This is a genomic window from Streptomyces sp. PTL18 (genome assembly GCF_059510295.1).
In genome coordinates this window covers 14007-35613 of sequence record NZ_JCAJZO010000026.1, presented here as the reverse complement: position 1 = coordinate 35613, position 21607 = coordinate 14007, and the positions used below count along the sequence as shown (strand labels likewise).

Here is a 21607-nt window from a genome sequence, read left to right as displayed (position 1 = left end):
AACGAGGTTGAGCCGTCACTGGCTCGGAGGGGGGCCCCGTGCAGCGGGCAGTGGTGCTGGGAGGGAGCTTCGCAGGCCTGATGGCGGCCCGCGTGCTGAGCGACGTCGCTGAAGACGTCGTTGTTGTGGAACCAGACCGGCTCGACGTCGAGCCCACCGGTCCGGGCGCACCGCACCGCCAGCAGTTGCACGCGCTTCTCGCAATGGGACATCTTCAGCTGGAGCGCTTTTTCCCGGGTGTCGTCAAGGAGATGACCGAAGGGGGTGCACTGGTCGGCAGTGGCAGTGCAGTGGAGTTCTACGTAGACGGCCGCTGCCGGCCTTCCCTCGACGTCGAGATGCTCGGCGCGAGCCGCCCGTTCATAGAGAGCGCGATACGGCGGCGTACTCAAGGCCTGGCCAACGTGCGCTTTATCGCGGGCCGCGGGCAAGGACTTGTCATGCAGGGTGATCGGGTGCGCGGCGTCCACTACATCCCGGCCGGGCAGGAGGCCGCGACGGCGCTTACCGCCGACCTTGTGGTCGACGCCATGGGCCGCTCCAGCCGTCTGAGCGCGTGGCTTGAGGAGGAGGGGTGGCCGGCGCCGCCGTTGGACCGGATGCGAGTCGATCTCGGCTACGCCACAGCCGTCTTCCGCCGCGGCGACGAACTTGACGGGACCGTGATCGCCCACTCAGCTCCCGGTCCGGACAGCGGCTACCAGCCCACACTCTGCGAGCCCGGTGCACTCGCGGCGGTCGAGGACAACCGGTGGACGGTCGTGCTGGCTGGCTACGCCGGCCACCGGCCCACTCGCGACCCGCATGAGTTCCTCCGCCGGATGCGACGGGGCGTCGATCCCCTGCGCAAGGTCGCCGACAGCTGCTCCCTGCTGTCCGACGTCGAAACCTTCCACTTCGTCGAGAGCCGACGCCGTCGGTTCAGCGCCACAAGTCGGTTCCCGGGCGGCCTGGTCGCGGTCGGCGATTCCGTGGCCTCTGTCAACCCGATCTACGGGCAAGGATTGACGCTCGCCACCCTGCAGGCTTCCGCCCTTGCCTCGTACCTCCACTCAGGAACCTCAGCGCACGCCCACGTTCCGGCCCGGGACTACTTCCGCCGCGCGGACGTGTTCGTGAACGCCGCCTGGAAGCTGTCCACGACCGCCGACCTGGCCCAGCCGCACGTGACCGGCCCCTACCCCCGCGGTTACCCCCTGCTCCGCTGGGCGGGCGACGCCATCACACGCGCATCCGTTCGGAGCCCCGAGATCAACGCTGCTTACATGGACGTCGTCCACATGTGCCAGCATCCCCGAGTCCTCACCAGCGCTCACATCCTGCTGAAGACGGCCCGTATCAACCTGAGCCGCTGACCGCCGCGCCGGCGCCACGACCGTCACTCGAAGGAGAGCCATGCCCCGCTGGTCCACCGCTCTGACGGAGGCTGGCATCACTGATGCGACGCTGCGGCGCGACTACGACGCCCAACGGAAGTTGGTGCGCCGGTTCGCGCCCCAGCAGTACTTCGCCGCCCGGCTTCTGCTCCCTGCGTGGCTTCACCCATCCGTTGTCGCGGTGGTCGCCTTCATGCATGAAACCGACGAGAGGATCGACGCGGGGGACCCGGGCGTTCGCAGGGAGGCGTTGAGTTCGTGGGAGCGCGAGGTGAGGGCGGCGCTCGACAGCAGCCCTGGTCCCGGGACCGCTGGCCAGTCCCTCCTCCGCGCCCTCGCCGACACGACACGCCGACACCCGCATGTGACCGCTCGCGTCCACGCATTCCTGCATGGGGCGCCCGTAGAGGCTGACTGGACCGGCTTTGACACGGAGGCCGACTACCAGGCCTACATCGACAACTACTCACTGCCTGCCCTGATGCTCACCGCATCGCTGATCGCCCCGGCGCCAGAGGCCGACGCGGAGGGTCCGTTCCACCAGGGATGCCGCGCGCTGATCGAGGCGTGGCAACGGGCAGACTTCCTAGCCGACCTATCCGAGGATGCCGAGCGGGGCCGCATCGGCATCGCCGACGAGGAACTCGTCCGGCACGGGCTGACCCTCGAGGGCCTACGCGCCAAGGCGGAGACCGCCATGCCCTCGCTGGGGCGCCTGGTCAGCGCACAGGCCGATCTCGCACAAGCCGCGCTCAGCACGAGCCAGGGACTGCCTAGCCTGGTTGCGGCGTCCTACCGACCGTTCCTCCGCGCCCTCATCTCCGTTCAGGACCTGCAACTCCAGGCCGTACGGCGGAAGGAGGGATCTCTCCTGCACGGCGGGGTACGACCGCCGATCGCGGCCACCCTTCGAGTCCTGGCGCGGCAGTACCTGGCAGCGAAGACCCAGCAGCGTCGATTGCGGTGACCAGCGCTCTCCGGTCCGGCACGGCACCGCGTATCCCGCGAACTCCTACAACGACGACGTCGTCACTCGTCCCGCTTGGTCAGGCCGACGACGCTCCTGAAGATGCCCATCACACTTCTGCGATGCGTGGGCGACAACGACCGTACCTTGTCGGTGAGTTCGCGTAGTTCAGGGTCATCATCCGCCGCAGCCGTCTCCGACGGCGTCTGCGAGGCACGGGCCATTTCGACCACCTGCTGGATCGCCGCCCGCAGCTCCTGGTCCAACTGGTCGCTGCCGTCCGCCAGGCTCCCGCGCAGCGCCACGTGCTCCACTCCCCCGCCCTTGAACTCCGCAAGGAAGCGAGCCTGTACCAAGACCGGCTCCAACGCGTCGAGGAGAGCCTTCTTCGGGCCGATGGTGAAGAAGCCCGGGGCCTTGAAGAACTCGGCCAGGTCTTTGCTGATTTCGAAGCCGGGGTTGCGTGTGCCGTTCAGAAGGTTCGTGATCGTCGACTTGGCCACACCCACAGCGTTGGCGACTTCCAGGAAGGTGTGCTTACGACCGTCCTCCTTGAGCCTGGTCTCCCTGAGGAATCGCAGCTGATCCTTGAAGGGCGGGTCTACCTCCTCAGGGCTGACGGGCTGTCCCGCAAAGAGCGCGCGGACGGTGGCCTCGGCGATGCCCGTCTTGTAGGTCAGCTGGCCGAAGTCGATCACTTCGATGGTGTGCCCCAGCTCTTCCAGCTCCGCCTTGACCTCCGACAGGGCCGCCGCCACGTCCTCCACCTGCGTGGTGTTGTCCATAAGCGGGCGGTCTCCTGCTTCGTCGTCAGTACCTTACGTGCACGGTGCACAGAAGGCTATCGCCCGATGATCGGCGCGGTACCCCACATCAAGTAGAGGTCACTTTTGTAGCCTACCCGACATCATGGCAGGCAACACGGGTGCCAATTGACACCCGTCCGCGTATGCAGCAGGATCGCCGTTCGACGACAGATCCGTTACTACAGGACGGTCTTCGACTGTCACCCACAGTTACCTTGTGTCTGCGGCGGGAGGACCGGCCAGCCCATGACCCGAAACGCCGACACCGGCGCCCGGCGAGCGAAGAGCCGCAACGCCGTCACCGGGCGGCATCAGCCCATGGGGGAAGAATGACCACTATTAGGGCTTTCACAAGCTGCCCGTCACCGAGTGCCGGATCAGTCCTTCGCGTTCCGGCCATGCGCTCCGGTGCGCAGGAGGCTTCCCTTGGTGGCAGGGACCCTCGGCCAGCAGACCAGGAACTGCCGGTGGCCCGGAGCCTTACCGCGTTCCTGGTGAACTCCCGCGAAGCGATCGATGCCAAGCAAGAAAGCCTCGCGGAAGACCTCGGCATGAGTGACCGGCAGTACCGGGACTGGGAACGCCAGCGCAAGCCCATCCCTCGCTCGCGACTGGATGATCTGGCCCAGGCACTGCGCTTGGACGACGCCGGCCGCCGCCAGCTCTACCGCCTCACGGGGCACCTTGCACCCTTGTCCGGTTCGTTCTCCGGCGACGAGAGACTCTTGGAACTTACGGAGCGCTGGGTGGATGTCCATATCCACCGCCAGAGCGCCCCAGCGTGCCTCACTGATGGCGCCTGGAACGTGGTCGCGGCGAACGACGCCTATCACCAGCTCTTCGATGCCGTCTCCCCGCATCCTCTCAACCACCCCGCCGTCAACACTCTTCGATGGACGCTGTTCCATCCGGACGCGCCCCACATGCTCGGCGCCTGGCGTGAGGCGTGGATGCTGCCGAACCTGTGCCAGTTCGCACTCGCCCTCCAGAACAACCAGTCGGATCCTCAACTCCGTGGGATCCGCGAGGAGATCGCAAGTCGGCCGCAACTGGAAAACGCCTACCTGCACACAGTGCCGGGCCTCCTGGCTCAGCCGAGTGAGTATCCCGACGACGAGGACGGCGTCGTCCGCGACATTCTTGCGGGCCCCGGGGGATTCACTCCCGTGCTGCTGACCACCGCCATCCCCTCGCACGCCCGGGACCACGGGTTCCGCGCAGTGACCCTGTCTCTGGAGGCTTCGGAGCAGACCGAACGCAGCCGTTAGGGCACCTCCATCCAGTCCAACGCGTCGGTCCACTGCGCCAACGAGAGCAGCCAGGCCGAGTGCCGCTCAGAGCATCATCTCCGGGAGAGGCGCTCCGCGATGCGTTATCCCTGCCCGAGTTGTGACAGCCGCCACAGGCCCCCGTCGGCATGAACCCTTCCGCACAGCCCGGATTATCGCGATGCGGGTGACTGAGCATGGCATGGACGCTTATGGTGGTGGCCCGTCAGGCCCTGGTGGGCGGCAGCACCCGAAAGGGACAACAGGGCATGCACAGTGGGACAATTGGTCAGACCCTGCGTAGCTACCGCACCCGGTCCGGCCAGTCCACCCGGGACGTGGCATACGCGGCGGGACTGACAACGCGCCAGTATGAAGCTCTTGAGACGGGTTCCGGCTGGCCCGGCGCGAGGGCTTTCACCGCGGCCATTGATGCCTTGCGCATCCCGGCCGAGGCTCGCAGCAGCTTGGACTTCTGCGGAAGGCCGCTCGACACGGCTCTGAAAGCCACACTGAGGGGTTTCACCATGCCAGCCATCATGGTGGACCACAGGTGGCGTGTCGTAGGAGCCAACACCAGCGCCGTCCAACTACTTCCCGAGCTGGGCCAGCCGGGCTGGAGCCTGCTGCGCTGGATACTGTGCTCCTCAGAGGCCCGCCGCCGGCTGGTCAACGCTGCCGATGTCACCAAGACCTTCGCGAAGGTGCTCTGCCAGGCCTACTCAGTGGCTCCGTTCGACGCCGATCTGCGGGCCCTGCTCAGGGATGTCCAAGGCAGCTCGCGCCCCCTGTACGAGGGGCTCGGAGGCAACTCGCGTACATCGCATCGGCCCGGCCTCCAGGACGTGGACGGCTTGGAGCTTGTCTGGCGCACCAAGGACGGTCCGTACCAGATGATCTCCCTGTTCACTTCCGTTCCGGCCCGGCGCCCGGACCTGCTTCAGATCGTTTTGCATATCGAGCCGCTGATCCTACCCGAGCAAGAGCAGGAGCCCGATCAGTGGTCGGACGCATTGCTCGCCGGCATCGCCTACTGCCGGTTATGCGGGCCAGCCATGACGTACGAGGAGGGCCGGGTATACCGGTGCTCGGCGGGCTGTTCCTTTCAGGCAGATGCGACGGTCTTGGAGGATCAGCTCGCGCAGGAGCTATTGCCCCGCATCTACACCGAGACGGCGCTGACCGGACTGGCCCAGCTGCAGGAGGTCCTGATCGCCGGTGGCGGTGAACCGGCCCTACCCGCACCGGTGTCCGTTCGGCACGCGCTGTACCAGTGGCGGTACGAGATGCCCCTTTCAGCGCGCCGGGGGCTCGTGGCCAGCTGGGTAGCCGGTGTCGCGGTCAGCCCGGCGGACGCCGGCCCGGCAGACCCAGGCCGGGCGGAGACCGGGTTCGATCTGGACATCTGCTGGCTTCCGGGGCTGTGAGCTGCAGCCTCATCGGCCCGGCATTGATGCGCGGCAGAGCGTTCTCCGCCCGACGCACTGCCGTCGTCTCGCGGGCCGACGCAGGCGGTGTGGCAAAGCCCGCCCGGCCAACCCCCGAAGAGATCACGCAAGCCGAGACTAGGACGGCCTCCGCCCCAGCCTGCCGGATCTGACCTGCCCATTGCGCGCCTTCCCCGCCGGGTGGGCAACAACATTTGGCGTACCACTGGGCGGTCGCAACGCTCTCGACCAGGCGGGCTGGGCGCCTGGCGGTAGGCCAGCACCGGCCAGTGGGGCAAGCGCAGCGGCCAGAGGTCGCCCCCTGAAAGAGTCCGCCCTATGCCCTCGGAGGGGCGCTGCCGCTGGCCGCGTGTGGCGGGACGAAGTCCCTGCACCGAAAAGGGCGATGCCGCCGCCTGCCCATGGACAGCGCTGCAGCCAAATTCATTGCGATCATCGCAAAGTTTTGCGATGATCGCAGAATGAACCGGATTGAAGAACTGGCTGCCCTCCGCCACCCCATGCCTGAACCAGGCACCGTCATTCCCGAGGACTGCTACGTCGACGCCTGCGAGCAGGTGGCAGAGCAGCGCAAGAACGACGCCCTCGGCCTGGAGGCCGCAGGTCAGGAGCTCGAGACGGACCCGCTGCTGCTGGCGCTCGACGACCTGAAGGCACAGAAGGAGGCCGTAGACGCCCGGATCCGGCAACTGCTGGCCTGGGGAAGGGAGTTCCACGGCAACCGCCCCTACGGCCTGGAGGAACTCGCCCGCCGCGCCGGGTACAGCGCGTCCGGCGTGCGCACCGCCTATGGACAGTCGGAGATCAGGCAGGTCGCCACGCAGATCGGACGGGAGCCGAACAGGCCCCGCCGCGAAACAGCCAGGGGCAGCCGGTGAACACGGCGGGCGACGCCGCGCCGCCCCCGCCGAAGTCTCTTGCCCTCTTGCCTCCTACCAGCGGACCGCCGCAGACCTCAGGCGGCAGATCCTGTCCAGGCATCTGCGGCCGGGCGAACGACTGCCCTCCGTGCGCAGCCTCCAGGAGCAGTACGCGATCGCCGGCGGCACCGCTCGGGCGGCGCTGCGCGTACTGCGCTCCGAAGGGCTGATCGACATCGTGCATGGCAGGGGCAGCTTCGTCGCGGATCCCCTTCCCCAAGAGGCCAAGCCGATTGGCGACGAAACGGCCGACGTCTGTCGTACCGAGGCTCTGGAGGACACATTGCGCGACGTCCTCAGCCACATCCGGCCGCAGGGGCATCCGAACTGGGAGCTCAACACCTGCCTGGTGACCAACGCCCAGCTGACCAAGTGGTGGGCAGCGCTGGGTGTCACCCCCCGATGGCAGACTCCCCACGAGCAAGCGCGCTGAACAGCACCGTGCCCCAGGAATGTTGAAGGAGGAATCGACCATGAGCAGTCCGGCCAAGCTGCGCGCACGCGCCGCCGATCTGGAAAGTCGGGTACCACCGCTTGTCGCCGGGCCACGTACCGACGACGAACGCATGTGGCTGGAGAAGGCCGCGGCCCTCGCGAGTTCTGCTGAGTAGACATCGGCAGCGACCACGCGCCTGCCCAACGCCATCGGCGCCTGGCGCAGGGACGTTCGCAGGGCTACGCCTTCACCGTGCTCAGCCGCCGTGCAGGGCACCTACGCCGGTCCGAGCTGCGGGCTCGGGCGCAGGCCTGGGCCCGAGTGGGGCTGTGGCCCCAGGAGATGGAGGCATGGATCGATGCCGTCGGCGTGGACGGTGCCGCCATCGCCCGGGACTGCCGCACGGCGGGCATCGCCGTGTCCGCGATGAACGTCACCCTGGACGGCATGCGCGTCAAGCAGCGCCTGCGGGGCGGCGAGCCGGCCTTTTCGGTCCTGGCCCGGGCGGCGGCCTGCGGGCGCTCACTGTCCGACTGACCCGCAGCGGGTCGCGTAGGGGACGCCGGGAAGGGCGCTGAGGGGGTGGGGCGTATCGCTGGGGCGCAGCGGCGCGTGGAGGGCGAACCAGCGGCGCAGTCTCAGGGGTGGGTGCCGGTGCCCAGCGCGGATGAAGTTCCAGACTCGGGCGGTCCGGGACGTGGTGCGCTCGTCGGCGATGTCGGCCGTCCACATGGCTGCCACACTGGTGCGGCCGCAGGCCCTCACCGCGGCGGCATCACAAGAGAGTTCAGCCCACCAGTGCAGAGCAGCGGTGCCCATCCACGCCGTCAGGGCGGTCGCGGTGGAAGCCCAGGTGGGCAGGAGACCTGCAGCGAGGGTGACTGCCACGAGCGCGCAGGTTTCGATGACCCGTCGTGTGCGCGTGTCGCGGCGGCGGAGGTGCGCGAGCTCATGCTCAAGTACCGGCGGAAGGTGCTGGCTGTGCTGAGGATGGAACCAGTGGGCGCCCAGCCACAGGTGCCCGCGCCGGCCGTGGCCGGTCGCGCGGGCATCCTTGAAGCTGTGTCGCGCGCTGGGAATGGCGAGAGAGATCCGCTCTAGTCCGTGCTGAGCGGCGAAGGCGTGCACGTAGTGCTCGGTCTGGCGCATGCGCGCGGCCATCGCGAGGTAGAGCGCCGTGGGTTGGTCGGGCGCCTTCGTGGGGCGGACGAAGGAGTCCCAGGTCAGTGCCTGTGCAAAGTAGCCGGACGAGGTGGCGCGGTCGCTGGTGTGGTGGCCGTGCCAAGTCCAGAGCGCTCCGATGATGAGCGCGGTGTAGGCGGCAATGGGGTGGGGACCGTTGACCGCTGTGGTCAGGGCCTGGCATGTGAGCATGGCCGCTACGACGAGTGATGCACTCCGCCGCGCCAGTGCCTCCCCCATCCGCATTGGGCCAGATTAGTGGAGCCAAGGTCCTGACACCTGGCAGCGGGCTCAGTCCAAGCGGGAGAAGTCGAGGTCCACCAGGATGTCCTTCAGATCGACGTCCTCGTCGCGGCAGAAGCCCCGGAATTGGGCCCACATCTCATGTACTCCGTCCAGTGCCCCGGAGGTCAAGGACAGCTGGCCGCGCTCTTCGTCGAACTCTTCGTCGTGCAGGTAGAGCATCTCCGCCTTCTCCAACTCGCGTACGACGCTGACCAACGTCGTGCGATCCGTCGAGAAGCGCCGCAGCACGAGCTCGAAGTCTGGGGTCTCTTCGTTGACCACGAGTACCAGCACCTGGCGGGCCATTCGCGTAAGCCCTCCCACACGCCCGGCGAATCGGTTGACCAGTTCCAGCACCTCCTGTTCCTCGGACGGCTCCAGGGCAACGCCTTCCCAGGTGAAGTACCGACGCATTGTGGCGGCGGGTCGGACCCGAGTGGCGCTCACGGTGTCTCGGAACTCGGCCTCGATGTTGTCGATCGTGTAGCGGTACTTGGCTTCGTGCCTTCTTTTGACGGCACGCAGGTAGTCAACGGTGTAGTCGTGCCGGGTGGCGCTGCTGTCGATCAGGTCGTGGTGCACCCCGCACAGCAGCATCAGGTTGTCGAAGTCGCGTAGATGTTCGACGTCCTTGCCGTCCCACTCCTCGTGACGGGCGCTCCCGGGCTCGGCTCCGATGATGTGGGCGATCTTGCCCACCCAGGCCCCTTCCTCTGTGACGAGTCGCGTCGTGCAGAGTGGATCGCCCCAGGCGCACTCGTTGCCAGAGAGCACCCACAGCTGCCGCGCGACGCCCGACAAGGGCTCCTTCCGGTTTTTGCCGGAGCCTTCCACCTGCTGGGCCACAGTCAGCCTCCCCTCTGGAACCTTGGTGACAGCGCGCAGCGTAGTGCAGCTTGCGTGGCGGCGGTGGTCGGTGAGCGGTCAGCCACTAGCCGGCTGGTCGCGTCGGGCGGGCCCAGTGCTCGGTGGGACGCCGACGTGGAAGGCATCGGCACATGACTTGGACGCTTCCGGAACCCATGCTCGCCGCCCCCGTGGCCGAACCGGTACTGCCGCCGGGCTCGGCCGCAGAGCCGAAGTGGGACGGGTGGCGGGCCCTGCTGTCGGTGGACGCCGGGCGGATCGTGCTCCGCTCACGCAAGGGCACCGACCTGATCCCGGCCTTCCCTGATATCCGGTCCGCCAGCACACAGCTGCCGGACGCGACCGCCCTGGACGGGGAGCTGGTCGTATGGGAGTCCGGGCGCCTGGCGTTCGAGCGGCTGCAGGGCCGGTTGCACCGGCGCGGTGCGGGTGCGGCCCGGCTGGCTGAGCAGTGGCCGGCTCACTTCGTCGTGTTCGATCTGTTGCGGCTCAGGGGCACGGACACAACCCGGTGGCCGTACCGGCGGCGTAGAGCCGCGCTGGTGGACCTGTTCGCTGAGCGGCCGCTGACCGCGCCATGGACGCTCTGCCCGTCGACCACCAACCCCGACATCGTCCGCGAGTGGCTGACCTGGACTTCTACCGGCCTCGAAGGCGTCGTCTTCAAGGGCTTGGACAGCCCCTACGAGTCATCGGTGCGCGGCTGGCGGAAATACAAGGCGCGCCAGACCGAGGACGCGATTGTCGGGGCGGTCACCGGCTCCCCCGTCGCGCCGCGCACCCTCTTGTTGGGGCGCTACGACGCCAGCGGGGGGCTTCAGTACACCGGGCGGAGCACCACGCTCCCGCAGGCCGCGGGCCGGAGTGTGGGCGCCATGCTGGCTCCGGCCGAGGACGAGCATCCGTGGACTGGCTGGACGTTCTCCGCTGGATGGGGTTCCCGCGAGGCCCTGCACGTCACCCTCGTACGGCCCGAGCTGGTCGTGGAGGTCGGCGTCGATGTCGCCCGGGACAGCGCCGGACGCTGGCGGCACCCCGCACGATGGCACCGGCCCCGCCCCGACCTCACCCCCGCCGACGTCCCGCGCTTCACCGACACACGGTAGGGCGTAAGGGAAGCGGGGATACGGGAGTCCCTGCGGTAAGCAGCGCGCCGATCATGTTCAAGTGGCTGGACCGGCGAGCCACAGCATCGGGGAATGGCCTGTGCAGTGGGTCTTTGCGGGCGGCCACTGGTCCGTGGGATCGCCGCCGCCGAGCACCGCAGCGTCGAACGGTGTTGTGCGGTCGGAAGCCAGCCAGTCTGCCGCCGCCACCCAGAACGCATTCTTCTCAGCGACAAGTCGGGCGGCCTCATCGACGGGACTGCCCGCGGAGATGTCCGGGATGGTCTGCGTGCCGAGGAACCTGTCGACGCCCGCCTGGAGCGACAGCGCTGTTCGGCGGGCGGCTTCCGTGACAGTGTCACCCTCCAGATGCAGCGGCTGTACGGGAATGCGGTCGAGCGCGGCGGTCGGGGAGACGTCCGGGGCAATGCGCAGTTCAGCTCGTCGCTCTCGTTCGTCCCACTCCAGATGGAGGAAGGCACCCAGGGCTCCGCTCGGTGCCTCCGAGACGATGTAGAGGCCGTACAGGGGCCAGCGTTGGGGCAGATCAGCGGGCATCCGCTCGCTCGCCTTTCCCAGCTCGACGACCATGCTGTCGTGAATGTTGACCATGTGGCGTCCGGCGGCCCGCCATGCGCCGATCGCGGCCAGTAGGGCTGCGTCGCCGGCTACCAGGACAGCGCGTCCGGGGCCGGTCGCGCCGGGGGTGGTGGTGACGCGATGAGGGTAGTGGTCGGCGAGAACCTGCTGGACGTGGGCGACTGGCAACCAGCACCAGGACGGGATCGTGTCGGCAGCGCTTTCGCGATCATGGTCCAGACGATCAAAGACGCCGGGGAACTGTCGCTCGGCCTGCCGCTGCAGCTTTTCCAGGCGTGCCGCAGCGGCCCGGTACATTCTGGGCACCCACCGGAACTGCTCGGGCAGTTCGGCCTCTCGGCGCTTGGCGAAGTTCTTGGCGTAGGTGTCGCGGTCCATCACTGCCCTCGGAATCGTAGCGGCGTGAAGCCAGAGAGTGGCTGCACCCTGCCACTGTGCCGTAGGCCACCGACGCTGACCGTGGCTTCGGGACAGATCGCTTCCTTTGGGAAGGTCAAGTTGCGTACTCAGCGCGCAGATCGGCGATCAGCTGGGCTCGCTCCGGGGTGAGCGGCATACGCCGAGCGATGAAGCCGGCGTTGTTGTTCGCGGACCAGTTGTCGCCGTCCGCCCCGTTGCGACGGAGGAACCAGGCAGTGCCGGCGATCTCGTCGACGTGGAGTTCATCATCGGGCCAGTGCTTGTGCAGGGAGCGCAGGGCGCCGAAATCGACCTGGACCGTACCGGTGAGGTCGACCGTCTCGGGGATCTCGCCATCGTCAGATTGTTCGAACAGTCGCCGTCGCCGCTCGGCCAGGGAGGCACGGCGGTGCGCGGTGGCCTCCTGGGCCAGGATGTCGGCGGCTTCGTCGGCGGTGGCTGGCCGCACGAGGATGCGGAAATACCAGCCGTCCTCGCCGATCAGGTCGCCTGGCTGGTTGCCGTCCTCGTCGCGGCAGTACTCCGGGCGGCGTTCGCGGACCGTGGTGACGATCGCGGAGACCTCGCCGTCTCGCAGTCGCTGGAAGCCGGGTGCGTCGTCGGGGAAGGGATGGCCGTGGTCGTGGAGGGTGCTGCGCAGCACGGTGCCCGCGGGGGCCCAGCTTTCGGGGCGTCGTCGGTAGGGGCCTGGTTCACCGCGGGTGATCTCCCACAGCTCCTCCGTCGGCAGGCACTTGCCTTCGAGGTGGCGTACCTCCCAGCCCCCGTCTTGCCGGACCAGGAGGCCGGTGCCTGCCGCGACGAGGTGGCCGCACAGCATGCAGTCCTGCTCGCGCATGTTGGCCCGCGGCGGGGGCGCCGTGCGCTGGGCGGGCGGCGGGCAGTCCTGGGGATGGCGAGCCTTGAGCAGGGCCCTGGCCCCGTACGGTCCGGGCAGCGCCGGGGCGGCCTCGTAGAGGATGCCTTCGCCTTTCTCCAGCCAGCCGCCGCAGCGGCCGCAGGCCTGCGCGTAGTCGTTCTTGAGGGGCGGCGGGGGTGGGCACTGGCCCGGTTGGTGGCGGGCTTCGGTGTAGCCACGGTGGTTGCGCGCGAGGACACCGTCGCGGGCAGCGACCGGCTGGCGGCACAGCCCGCATGTGTCCGCGCGTTCGTTGACGCGCGGCGGGGCGGCGGTGAGCTGCCGTACGGGTCCGGGCCGCGGCGGGTGCTTGTCCACCAGGCGGCGCATCGTGCCTCGCACTGAGGCACCGAAGGCGTTGGCTGAGCCGAGCGTGGAATCGCGCTCCACCTTGGTGGTGCCGTCGGTCTTTACCCGCCACAGGCGCACCCGCTTCTTGTCTCCGCCCGGTAGCGGGTCGCACAGTACGATTACGGCGCCCGCCGGAAGGCCGTAGGAGGCGCCGGCCTCGAGCCAGTCCCCCAAGCAGCCGCGTGCACCATGTTGGGACTCGTCCAGTCCGCGCAGCAGCTTCCGCCACGGCTTGACCGCTCCCTCGTCAGCTGCGGGGATCGCGACGGCGAACTCCCTGTCTGGCATCCTTGCCACTCCCTCTTCAGGATCCGTCGCCGACAGGATGCCGGGCCGCACTGACAATTCCGCTGCTCGCGGCGGGACTTGTCAGTCGTCGCGGCCGGACGGTGGTCAGGGAGCACTGTCATGAGGCGTGACGGAAGACGGTGGCAGGGCCGATGACGCCGGAGCCGTACTTGTCGCGGACTCGGTCGACAGCGGCCTCGGTTATCAGGCGGGCCTCCCGCGAGGGGTCGAGGGAGATCTGCTGAGGAACGGTATCGGCGTCGAGGAGGTCCTCGCCTCTGAGTGCAAGGCCGGTCAGGCGTCCGCGTTGCAGTCCGGCGGCGTCCATCAGCTGGTAGGCGGCGGTGCGTAGGTCGTCATCGTGCGCGGAGGGCTCGGCCAGGCGACGGCTCTTCTCCCAGCGGGCGGTTCCGGCGAAGGTCAGGCTCAGAGTCAGCGCCTGCGGGGCTTGGCCGCGGCGGCGCAGCAGCCGTCCCAGACTGACGACGAGTTCGAGCAGTGCCGCGCGGGTTTGAGCGCCGTCCAGGGTGTGCCGGTCAAAGGTGTAGCGGACGGTCGCCGAGGCGGGCAGGTTGCGGGGGACCACGGGGCGGGGGTCGATGCCGCGGGCCCGTTCGGAGGCCAGGCGGCCGGCTCGGCCTCCCAGGAGGCGCTGGATGGTGGCCGTAGGTACGGCGGCGAGCAAGCGCACGGTGTGGATGCCGTAGTCGTGGAGTGCGTCTGCCTGGCGAGGCCCGATGCCGTGCAGGGCGTCGACGGGCAACTCGGCCAGCCAGTCGGCAGCCTCGTCGGGATCGATGACCAGCACTCCGCCGGGCGTGGGGACCTGGGCGGAGGCGGTTGTGGCTGTGCTGATCACCGGTCCGATTCCGATGCGCAGGTCGACGCCGTGCCGGGTCAGAGCGCGCACGCGCAGCATCTGGCCGAGTCGGCGCACATCCGCGCCAGCTCCGTGGTAGCGCAGGGCACCCTTCAGTTCGGCGAGGGCCGCGGTAGGCGGGAGTGCCTGCACGACCGGCGACAGATCGGCCATCTGCTCAAGGACGCGGCGATACAGCTCATCCGGCAGACGGTCCGGGCAGCGTACGTGCATCACGGTGGAGACCCGCCCTCCGGATGCTTTGTTCACGGTCGTCATGTCTCCGCCTCCTCTTCCACCAGGTTATCGAACTGAGGATCGAATAACCTTCCGGGGAAACCTACACTCGAACACGTGAACGATTCACCATCCCGTCTCGATCTCTTGCGCTTCGCCCGCCGTGTCGTGGTCCAGCAGACGGCGGCATCCCTCGCCCAGCTCGATCAGTGGATCGCGGAGGAGGAACGCCGGGAGACCGAACACCGCCAGGGTGAGCGGCGGCGCCCTGCGGATCCCGAGTGGCTGATCCAGTACGGCCTGAACAGGGCGAATGTGGACGCCCTCCACGTTGGCGACTGCTGGGCCGCCAAGAAGAGCGGTCGGTGCAAGCCGGTCACCCTCCAGCAGGCCATCGACGCGCTCGGCCGCCAGGTGGCGCCCTGCGTGCACTGCCGGCCGGAGGCAAAGCTGGGCCCTCACAGAGAGCGGCTGGGGCCGCGGCCGACGCCGACAGGTCTGAAGGGTGGCGCCCGCAAACCCAGCCGCGCGAGCCCCACCGGACCGGGCATGACACCCGGCACATCGGCTTAACCAGCTATGGCCCTTCGCCGCAGCCGTTGATGGCGGTCCCGCGCGACGTGCGATCGGAGCGCGGGACCGCCGAACCCGGTTGTCCTGTCAGAGCCGGGAAGTGAACCGTACGAAATGGCATCATTCTTCGCACGTACATCTGCGTGTGAGCGCGGCTTGTCCTCATTTCGTGGGCCGCCGTGGGATCGGCGGATCGTCCGGCACAGGTGCAGCAGCGCGAGGCCGGCGAGGTACTCCCAAGAGCGCGTTGGCGGCGCGAGCGCAGCGTGCCGCGGATCGCCCAGCCCGCGAAAAGGGCAACGGTGGGACGTGCCAGGGCCACTGGGCGTCTCCCGGCAGGCCGGCCTGCCGGTTGTGGCGGCGGCCCGTCCGTGGGCGCGGCTGCGGGCGTTCAAACGCCAGCTGGCCCGTGTGCGCGCCGTCTCGTCCGGGCCCGGGAACGCTTTCCCCGGCCCGGACGACCCCAGACTCAGGCGGGGGTGATGTTCTCCGCCTGCGGACCCTTCTGGCCCTGGGTGATGTCGAAGGTGACCGCCTGGCCTTCCTGCAGCTCGCGGAAGCCTGAGGCGTTGATGTTGGAGTAGTGCGCGAAGACGTCCGGTCCGCCGCCGTCCTGGGCGATGAAGCCGAAGCCCTTTTCGGCGTTGAACCACTTGACGGTTCCGCTGGCCATACTGGTGCCTCTCAGTCGCTGTCAGGAACCGCACCGCGCGGTCCCAGAGGTGATCGCCCTGGTCCGGCACTGCACAGCAAAGCGCCCGCGCTCGCGCGCGGGCAGTACGAACCACGACATCTGGCAGCGACGCTACACGGCGAGGACGACTCCCGCAGCTGCCTTGTCCGGTGTCATGGGGCAGGCGGACGGCTGGTCGTATCTCGCTCCTCCTGTCCTTCGGGAGACGACTCTGCCCTCGCGAGTGACCACGGCTGACGCGATGTGGCCGGCGTCCTGCGCTGGGGCTGACGGATACCGGATGATGTTGACCGGCAGATCCGGTCTTCGGTAGTAGCGGAAAGGGGCGGTTCATGGCGCAGGCCTATGTCGCGAGCGAGCGGGTGACGGGGCGAGTGTGGACCGTACGCCTGGATGCTGCGGGGCGCGGCGTGCCTGCGGTGAAGGTCACCTGCAGCCGGAGCGCCTGCCCATCACGGCGCTTGGACTCCGCCGCTCAGGGGCGGTCCTTCGCCACTGCTCATCTCAAGGCTCACCTGCGGGCAGCTGGGGGGCCGCGGCGTGATGCTTCGTGTGCCTGCCGCGCGGAAGGGTGTCAGGCACATTCCGAGAAGGCCGGGCAGGGACCCGCAGGCGGGGCCTTGCGGTGCGGAGGAGCCGTGGTGCTGGCTGTGGTCAGCGATCCGACCGGGCGCTGGTGGCGGGCGTGGGAATGCTGTTCACGCTGCGCGGCCGCGATGCCCGCCGCCCGCGTCGTGGCCACCGCCCCCGCCGCAGCGGCGCCCTCTGTCTCCGGCGCGGGCAAGGCTCCCGGGCGTGCTGCTGGGGACCGGGTGGGAGAGCCGGTCTTCTCCGCCACTGCGCCCGCTGCCCCGGAGAGGGAGGTAGGCGGCGGCCAGCGGCTGCCCGCGCCTCGATCGGCGACGGCCGCGCCGAGGTCACGCCGGGCCAAGCGGTGGGGGAAGATCGCGCAACGCGTCGTGCCGCACGATCTACAGCCGGTGGTACTGCGCGACGAGCTCATCGAGCTCGGGGATGCTTTTCGTGCCTACCAGGAGTCCAGCGAGCCGGATCTGGAGCTCTTGGCCAGCCTGCACGCCCGCAAAGCACGCGCCTTCGCCACCTGGGCGGAGGTGACGGACGACGGGAGCCTGCGTGCGGAGGCCCGGCGGGCCGAGCAGGCGGCGGCCAACGTCCGTCTTCAGTGGGAGCAGCGCACGGGCCAGGGCACCGAGGGGGTGGTCGCACGTGTGCTGACCGGGCCGAATCAGTGGGAGCACGCGCGTGGCGTCCTCGCCTACGTCCGTGATCACGCGCCAGTTCCGGGCCCGGAGGGGCGTCTGCTGATGCTGCTGCTGACGCTGCGCACCGCGTGCAGGGGCAGCGGCAACGTCACCGCCCTGGACGTGAACGGCTTGCCCCTGGGCGATGCCGAACAGCTCCTCCAGGCGATGGTCGACGCGGGCTGGCTGCGGCTGCCCGGTACAGTGGCCGATCTGCTGGCCTCCACCTCAGAGAATCCCACCCACATCATCGTGCCCTCGCTCCTCCCCCGTGACAGCGACCGCGGGCCGTTCATCTTCGGGAAGTCGATGCGGGCCAAACTGTCGGGGTGGGCGCAGAAGGCCGTGGGCGAGCGCAAGCTGCGTAAGAAGAAGACGCCGGCCGCGGTGCGGCTGCTCGCTCTTGCCTGTGCCGCGCACAGCAGCGCCGATGGGCGGCTGGGGCCGTTCGGCCGGGGCCTTGAAGTCGAGATGCTGGCTTCGCTGTGTGCCGTCGATTCCAGCGAACTCAGTAACTTGGTGGAGCAGTTGACGGCTGCCGAGTGGCTCACGGAGGTATCGGTGACCGGCACGCACGTCACGGGCCGGCTGTGCGAGCGGGTCCTCGAGCTCAGTTGCCCGGTACCGGCCGGATGAGTCGCCCGCTCCTCGTCGGCTGTGTCCTCCGGGAAGGTGTCTTCGTCGCCGCCATGCCGCCCGGACATGAACCCGGCCGCCTCCGGCGCCACGTGCTCGACGGCGCCGCCGTCGGAGGTCTTGTCCGCAACGATGACCAGCCCGGTCTCGGCGATGGTGGTCACCAGCCGTGACTGGTCCTCGCCGAGACGAGCGCAGGCCAGAGCGGTGCCGTATCCGCTGCCGCAGGTCACCAGCAGGCGAGAGGTGCCGGGCCTCCACGCGGTCCGGTACATCATCAGTCAGGGCGGGCAGCGTGGAGGACGAGGCGCGACGGCCCACTGGCACCCGGCGGAAGAGAACAGCTACCAGTACGGCCTCATCGATGCTCATCTCACCACCGCGGTGGATGACCTGCTGTCGATCACCCGGGCCGAGGCCGAATCTCATATGGGGATGGGCAAGCGCTACAGGCCGATCGCCGTGAAGCGTTCAGGGATGCCGACATCACGGTCGTCTCGCTGTGGGCTGACGTCGCCGGCCTGATCCAGGCCTTGCCCCGAACCGGGCGAGGGGGAACGGGATGGTCGATGCAACGGCTCCGGTGAACTCGAACTCGGCGCCGGTCGGGCGCCAGCTGTCGTCGTCATATACCGAAAGCAGGGCGCAGGCGTCGCGTTCGAGTGCGCCACTCGGACGGACCGGGCACAGCGCGCTGCGTGCCTGACATGGCGAGCGTCAGTCTGTTGCCCAGGCCCGATGCGGCTCGAACCAACCTCGATCCGGGTACCAGGCCAGGCATCGGTCGGATGCCTGTGCGCCTATCAGCCAGAGGTGCGTGAACTCCTCGGGGAGCTTCGGCGGGAGCGGCGGCAACGTGTCGGCATCGAAATGGAGGGCGTGGAAGGCTGCCCAGGGGCTGGTCATCGTCACTCCCACGACGGCGTGGCTCTCGTCGCCGCCGGCACCGGCAAGTTTCTCTTTGTTGCCCCGCATGTGGGCGGAGTCGGCGTTGAGGTGGTCGTCGAGCCAGTCGTGGAACGGCTCCCACGTCACGTCGGCCGGACCTCCGATCTCCCACAGGATGAACTGGACGCTTCCCACCTCGCCATCGTCGGCCGGGCGGGACGCAAGGCCGCGTATGCCCATGTCTCGCGCCTCGTCTGCCAACGGACCAGGGTGCACCGAGAGGTTGTCGGGGCGTGGGACGTACTCGTAGAGCTGGCCGGCCGCCTCGAAATGCGCCAGAAGGTCAGGCAGCCACTCGGTGTACCTCCTGCCCTCGTGTTTCAGGCGGAAGCTTCCGGTGACGTTGGCGGTCCAGTTCCGGGCGAGGATCGGCGCGGCCAGGTTCGGCCGTCGGCTGAGGATCCCGGCGACTTCGGCATGATGACGGTCCAGGGCCATCCAAACCTCGGCGTGCCCAGTCCGGCCGTCGTCGTAGTCGATCCTGATATCGGGCGTCTTCTGCTTCCTGTTGTCGTCTTGGAGGTACACGCGAGCGCCGGTGAAGCGCGCCAAGACTCGGCCTACCACCTGCTCGAAGTCCGGCGAGACGTGGTCTGTGAACGCCCTCTGCCGTTGCTGCGGGGTCCGCAGGTCGATCGGATAACCCCTCTGCCAGTCGTCGGTCATCCGGACAGTGTGTCTGCCACCGCGATGATCGCGCTGCGAATTGTCTGGCAGGATCTCGGCGTCACTAGGTACATCAGCCTGCAGACCTGGCTGAGTGTCATGGGCCTGCTGCCGGTCACTCGGCCACACCTCCACCGTCCGCTCGCGTGCTTACGGCGCGGACTGGTGGCCCATGGTGAGCCGGACCGGCAGTGGACTGGAGGTGAGGCGCGCAGTCCGGGCACTGACCTTGCGCCTCACCACCTGACGGCTGCTGACCAACTCCTGGTCGGGCCTGGAGTCGTCTGGCTCTCTAGAGCCTTTCTCAGTCGTGCTGATCTTTCTACCGTCCGCTTCCGGAACTTCCGGATGCTGGTGTAGGGGGAATTTCACTCATTCCGGCACATATCATGCTTGGTGCCCCAGCACGAGAGATGCAATGGACACCGAGTACCACATCATCAGTGGGCTAGACCTCTGGGCCCAGGTGGCTCTTGCGCGTCAGGACGACGCATCGCGGGTGCTTGATCTGCTTCTGACCTGCGAGGTCCCTCCCGCGAAGGGTTCGTGAGGGCCCGTCGGCTCGTGACGATGTGTCGACATTCATGCGGGAAAATTTCAAGTTGGTACACATCAACGCTCGACGACTATTTCCGCAGGTCAGACCCAGACTCGCCGCAACTTTGTCTCTGAGACAACAGGCCGACGACCTTCACCGGAAGTTGAACTTCCTGGTCAGGTCCCAATGACGTCAGGTACTGATCAGTTCTCAGGCTGTTACGAGGTATGACGGGCACAACCTCCGCACCGCCACAGGATCTAGTGTCAGGGGGTTGTATTCGATGTCCGTCGGCCAGCTGGCTTCCTCTCAACACAGCGCCGTCGAGCGGACTTACGGGGTCCTGCGTGCCCTGATCCGGCTCGGGCACGGCCCACATCAGCCACGGGACATCGTGGAGGTGTGTGGTCTGCCGCGCCGGCTGGTGTACCGACGCCTGCAGCAGCTCATTGAGGCTGGCCTCGTCCGCCGCTCCCCCGGTCTGTACGGCCATTACGAACTGGTGCCGCTCGCTCTACACATCCACCGTGGGCAGAGCCTGATCGCGCCAGTCTCAGGCACTGCCGAGGTGCAGAGCGTTCTGGAGTCTCTCCACACGGAGACCGGGGAAGTGGTCATGTTTCACGCGTTCTTGTCGCTGGGCGCGACCCGGGTCTGCACAGACCTGGTGGGCGAGTCACTGGCGCTTCGCCGCGCTGTCTTGCGCGATCCTGCCGGAGCTGCCGCGCTGCGAGAGGCGCCACTCCAGTCGGATGCGCCCGGCCGCGTCATCCTGGCTCATATGGCTGGGCCGGATGCCGACCAGCCCGAGTTCGAGATGATCCGGCAGGGCGGTGTTGCGCGGTCTGCCGCGCCGCTACCGGGCTGGAACTGGGTCTCTGCTGCGGTCCCTCCCCAGTCCGGGACGACCCCTGAGGCCGTGAGCCCCATCATCGGTGCGGTAAGCCTCTTGGTGCCCGCGAAGAGCCCTCGGAACGTGTCCTACGGGCGGCTTCTGCGAGAAGCCATCCACTCTCTCGGTCCCGTCTCGCCTCAGCGCCACCTGGAGCTGGTGTGCGCATGAGTCCGCCACTGATATCTGGTTTCCGCGATCTGGGCGGTCTCGCCGCACCGCATCACGATGCGGCCGATGAGGCTGAGCTCTTCGGGACCTGCCCGGTGACGCCCCTGGGGGCAAGCAACAAGCTGCCCCCGTCTGGTGCGGGGTTCACGGGATTCTTCCACGTGGCTGTTGGGAGGTGGCTGCACATGTAACCGCTGTGTGGCGGCGGGCGTTTGCGAGACGCTCCATCGCCAGCCTGCACCCTCACCTCGGTGTTGCGAGCACCTCGTGTGAGATCGCAGGCCCCGTGCCATCGCCCGGTTTGCCGACCGGGCGAGTCCTGACGTCCGGGTGCGAACCGGACCAACAGGCGAACCTCACCTCAAATGCAGTACGCGCCCGGCGGGGCTTTGTGCTGCCCTGATCCCGACTCGAATCAGGTGAACATCACTATGCAGCAGAGCGCTGCCCCTTGTCACCCTTTCCCTGCCCAACTTCATGAAATCCAGCAGGCAACTGGGACGCCAGGTGTCACAGTTCCCAACACCAGCTTTGATCACGGCATCGCTGAGCCTTCCCAATGGCTCGCGCAGAGTCCGTGTCGGGATGCCCGCTCCCCCTACTCATGGATGCAGGCCGTTCTGTGGGCCCGCAACGCGCGTCTCCACCCCCGCTTCAACGACATCACCGTGCAACTTGCCGCGGTGCTCGCTGAGCTGACTCCTTGCCGACCCGGTGTCGAGTACCTGATGCGTCGGCTAAACCGCTCACGTCGCTGCGTCCAGTACCACCTCAGCTGCCTTCGAGAGACAGGTCTGTTGGTCTATGTGGTCAAGGGGACCCGTCGACGAGGAATGTCTCCATTGGCGTCCGAGTTCCGCTGGTCCATCCCTCCTGTGTTCGATCGCGCAGTAGGTGTCATGACGATGGGCCT

General features: G+C 68.1%; 21 protein-coding genes. 13 read left to right on the top strand and 8 right to left on the bottom strand.

What is annotated here, in order from left to right:
• The first annotated feature begins 38 nt into the window (after positions 1-38).
• Both AC5WS8_RS32505 and AC5WS8_RS32500 read left to right on the top strand, forming a co-directional pair.
• Positions 39-1355: an FAD-dependent monooxygenase family protein gene (locus AC5WS8_RS32505; protein ID WP_496107097.1), complete on the top strand. Its 1317-nt coding sequence runs from the start codon at positions 39-41 to the stop codon at positions 1353-1355.
• 40 nt (positions 1356-1395) lie between these two features.
• Positions 1396-2343, top strand: coding sequence for a squalene/phytoene synthase family protein (locus tag AC5WS8_RS32500; RefSeq protein WP_496107096.1), 948 nt, complete (start codon positions 1396-1398; stop codon positions 2341-2343).
• 62 nt (positions 2344-2405) lie between these two features.
• Here the strand turns inward: AC5WS8_RS32500 and AC5WS8_RS32495 are convergent, their stop codons facing one another.
• Positions 2406-3128, bottom strand: a complete 723-nt coding sequence (locus tag AC5WS8_RS32495) for a helix-turn-helix domain-containing protein (RefSeq protein ID WP_496107095.1) — start codon at positions 3126-3128, stop codon at positions 2406-2408.
• 515 nt (positions 3129-3643) lie between these two features.
• On the opposite strand from AC5WS8_RS32495, the gene AC5WS8_RS32490 reads away from it, so the two are divergent.
• The 6 genes from AC5WS8_RS32490 (at position 3644) to AC5WS8_RS32465 (ending at position 7758) form a co-directional block, all read left to right on the top strand.
• Positions 3644-4417: an MmyB family transcriptional regulator gene (locus AC5WS8_RS32490; RefSeq protein ID WP_496107094.1), complete on the top strand. Its 774-nt coding sequence runs from the start codon at positions 3644-3646 to the stop codon at positions 4415-4417.
• A 197-nt stretch (positions 4418-4614) separates the two neighbouring features.
• Positions 4615-5844: an MmyB family transcriptional regulator gene (locus AC5WS8_RS32485; RefSeq protein ID WP_496107093.1), complete on the top strand. Its 1230-nt coding sequence runs from the start codon at positions 4615-4617 to the stop codon at positions 5842-5844.
• 482 nt (positions 5845-6326) lie between these two features.
• The gene (locus AC5WS8_RS32480) at positions 6327-6743 is read left to right on the top strand and encodes a hypothetical protein (RefSeq protein ID WP_496107092.1); all 417 of its coding nucleotides are present in this window, start codon (positions 6327-6329) and stop codon (positions 6741-6743) included.
• Positions 6655-7218, top strand: a complete 564-nt coding sequence (locus tag AC5WS8_RS32475) for a winged helix-turn-helix domain-containing protein (protein ID WP_496107091.1) — start codon at positions 6655-6657, stop codon at positions 7216-7218. The genes AC5WS8_RS32480 and AC5WS8_RS32475 overlap by 89 nt, the downstream gene beginning before the upstream one ends.
• Positions 7219-7258: 40 nt before the next feature.
• Positions 7259-7396: a hypothetical protein gene (locus tag AC5WS8_RS32470; RefSeq protein ID WP_496107090.1), complete on the top strand. Its 138-nt coding sequence runs from the start codon at positions 7259-7261 to the stop codon at positions 7394-7396.
• Between the two features lie 167 nt (positions 7397-7563).
• A complete protein-coding gene (locus tag AC5WS8_RS32465) occupies positions 7564-7758 on the top strand; it encodes a hypothetical protein (protein ID WP_496107089.1) in 195 nt (64 codons plus the stop codon).
• On the opposite strand, the gene AC5WS8_RS32460 is transcribed toward AC5WS8_RS32465, so the two are convergent.
• Together AC5WS8_RS32460 and AC5WS8_RS32455 are read right to left on the bottom strand one after the other, a co-directional pair.
• Positions 7744-8595, bottom strand: a complete 852-nt coding sequence (locus AC5WS8_RS32460) for a hypothetical protein (RefSeq protein ID WP_496107088.1) — start codon at positions 8593-8595, stop codon at positions 7744-7746. The genes AC5WS8_RS32465 and AC5WS8_RS32460 overlap by 15 nt on opposite strands.
• Before the next feature lie 99 nt (positions 8596-8694).
• Positions 8695-9534, bottom strand: a complete 840-nt coding sequence (locus tag AC5WS8_RS32455; RefSeq protein WP_496107087.1) for a hypothetical protein — start codon at positions 9532-9534, stop codon at positions 8695-8697.
• A gap of 152 nt (positions 9535-9686) precedes the next feature.
• Here AC5WS8_RS32455 and AC5WS8_RS32450 point away from each other — a divergent pair, with 152 nt between their 5' ends.
• Complete coding sequence (locus AC5WS8_RS32450) at positions 9687-10661, top strand: ATP-dependent DNA ligase (protein WP_366902759.1); 975 nt, start codon at positions 9687-9689, stop codon at positions 10659-10661.
• Between the two features lie 57 nt (positions 10662-10718).
• On the opposite strand, the gene AC5WS8_RS32445 is transcribed toward AC5WS8_RS32450, so the two are convergent.
• The 3 genes from AC5WS8_RS32445 to AC5WS8_RS32435 all read right to left on the bottom strand — a co-directional run bounded on the left by AC5WS8_RS32445 (position 10719) and on the right by AC5WS8_RS32435 (position 14356).
• Complete coding sequence (locus tag AC5WS8_RS32445; RefSeq protein WP_496107086.1) at positions 10719-11639, bottom strand: hypothetical protein; 921 nt, start codon at positions 11637-11639, stop codon at positions 10719-10721.
• Between the two features lie 115 nt (positions 11640-11754).
• The gene (locus AC5WS8_RS32440; RefSeq protein ID WP_496107085.1) at positions 11755-13218 is read right to left on the bottom strand and encodes a hypothetical protein; all 1464 of its coding nucleotides are present in this window, start codon (positions 13216-13218) and stop codon (positions 11755-11757) included.
• Positions 13219-13336: 118 nt separating this feature from the next.
• Positions 13337-14356: a DNA polymerase Y family protein gene (locus AC5WS8_RS32435; RefSeq protein WP_496107084.1), complete on the bottom strand. Its 1020-nt coding sequence runs from the start codon at positions 14354-14356 to the stop codon at positions 13337-13339.
• Between the two features lie 75 nt (positions 14357-14431).
• Between AC5WS8_RS32435 and AC5WS8_RS32430 the strand changes: the two genes are divergently transcribed.
• Positions 14432-14887, top strand: a complete 456-nt coding sequence (locus AC5WS8_RS32430; RefSeq protein WP_496107083.1) for a DUF6233 domain-containing protein — start codon at positions 14432-14434, stop codon at positions 14885-14887.
• Positions 14888-15356: 469 nt separating this feature from the next.
• On the opposite strand, the gene AC5WS8_RS32425 is transcribed toward AC5WS8_RS32430, so the two are convergent.
• Positions 15357-15560 carry a cold-shock protein gene (locus tag AC5WS8_RS32425; RefSeq protein WP_037751662.1) on the bottom strand — a complete coding sequence of 68 codons (204 nt, stop codon included), beginning with the start codon at positions 15558-15560 and terminating at the stop codon, positions 15357-15359.
• Between the two features lie 662 nt (positions 15561-16222).
• On the opposite strand from AC5WS8_RS32425, the gene AC5WS8_RS32420 reads away from it, so the two are divergent.
• Entirely contained in the window at positions 16223-17479 is a 1257-nt protein-coding gene (locus AC5WS8_RS32420; RefSeq protein ID WP_496107082.1) for a hypothetical protein, read from the top strand.
• Positions 17480-17545: 66 nt separating this feature from the next.
• The gene (locus AC5WS8_RS32415) at positions 17546-18004 is read left to right on the top strand and encodes a hypothetical protein (RefSeq protein ID WP_496107081.1); all 459 of its coding nucleotides are present in this window, start codon (positions 17546-17548) and stop codon (positions 18002-18004) included.
• Between the two features lie 192 nt (positions 18005-18196).
• Here AC5WS8_RS32415 and AC5WS8_RS32410 read toward each other — a convergent pair whose 3' ends face one another.
• Positions 18197-19093: a hypothetical protein gene (locus tag AC5WS8_RS32410; RefSeq protein ID WP_496107080.1), complete on the bottom strand. Its 897-nt coding sequence runs from the start codon at positions 19091-19093 to the stop codon at positions 18197-18199.
• A gap of 821 nt (positions 19094-19914) precedes the next feature.
• On the opposite strand from AC5WS8_RS32410, the gene AC5WS8_RS32405 reads away from it, so the two are divergent.
• Positions 19915-20694 (top strand): helix-turn-helix domain-containing protein, encoded by a 780-nt coding sequence (locus tag AC5WS8_RS32405; RefSeq protein ID WP_496107125.1) that lies wholly within the window; start codon positions 19915-19917, stop codon positions 20692-20694.
• Positions 20695-21607 lie beyond the last annotated feature (913 nt).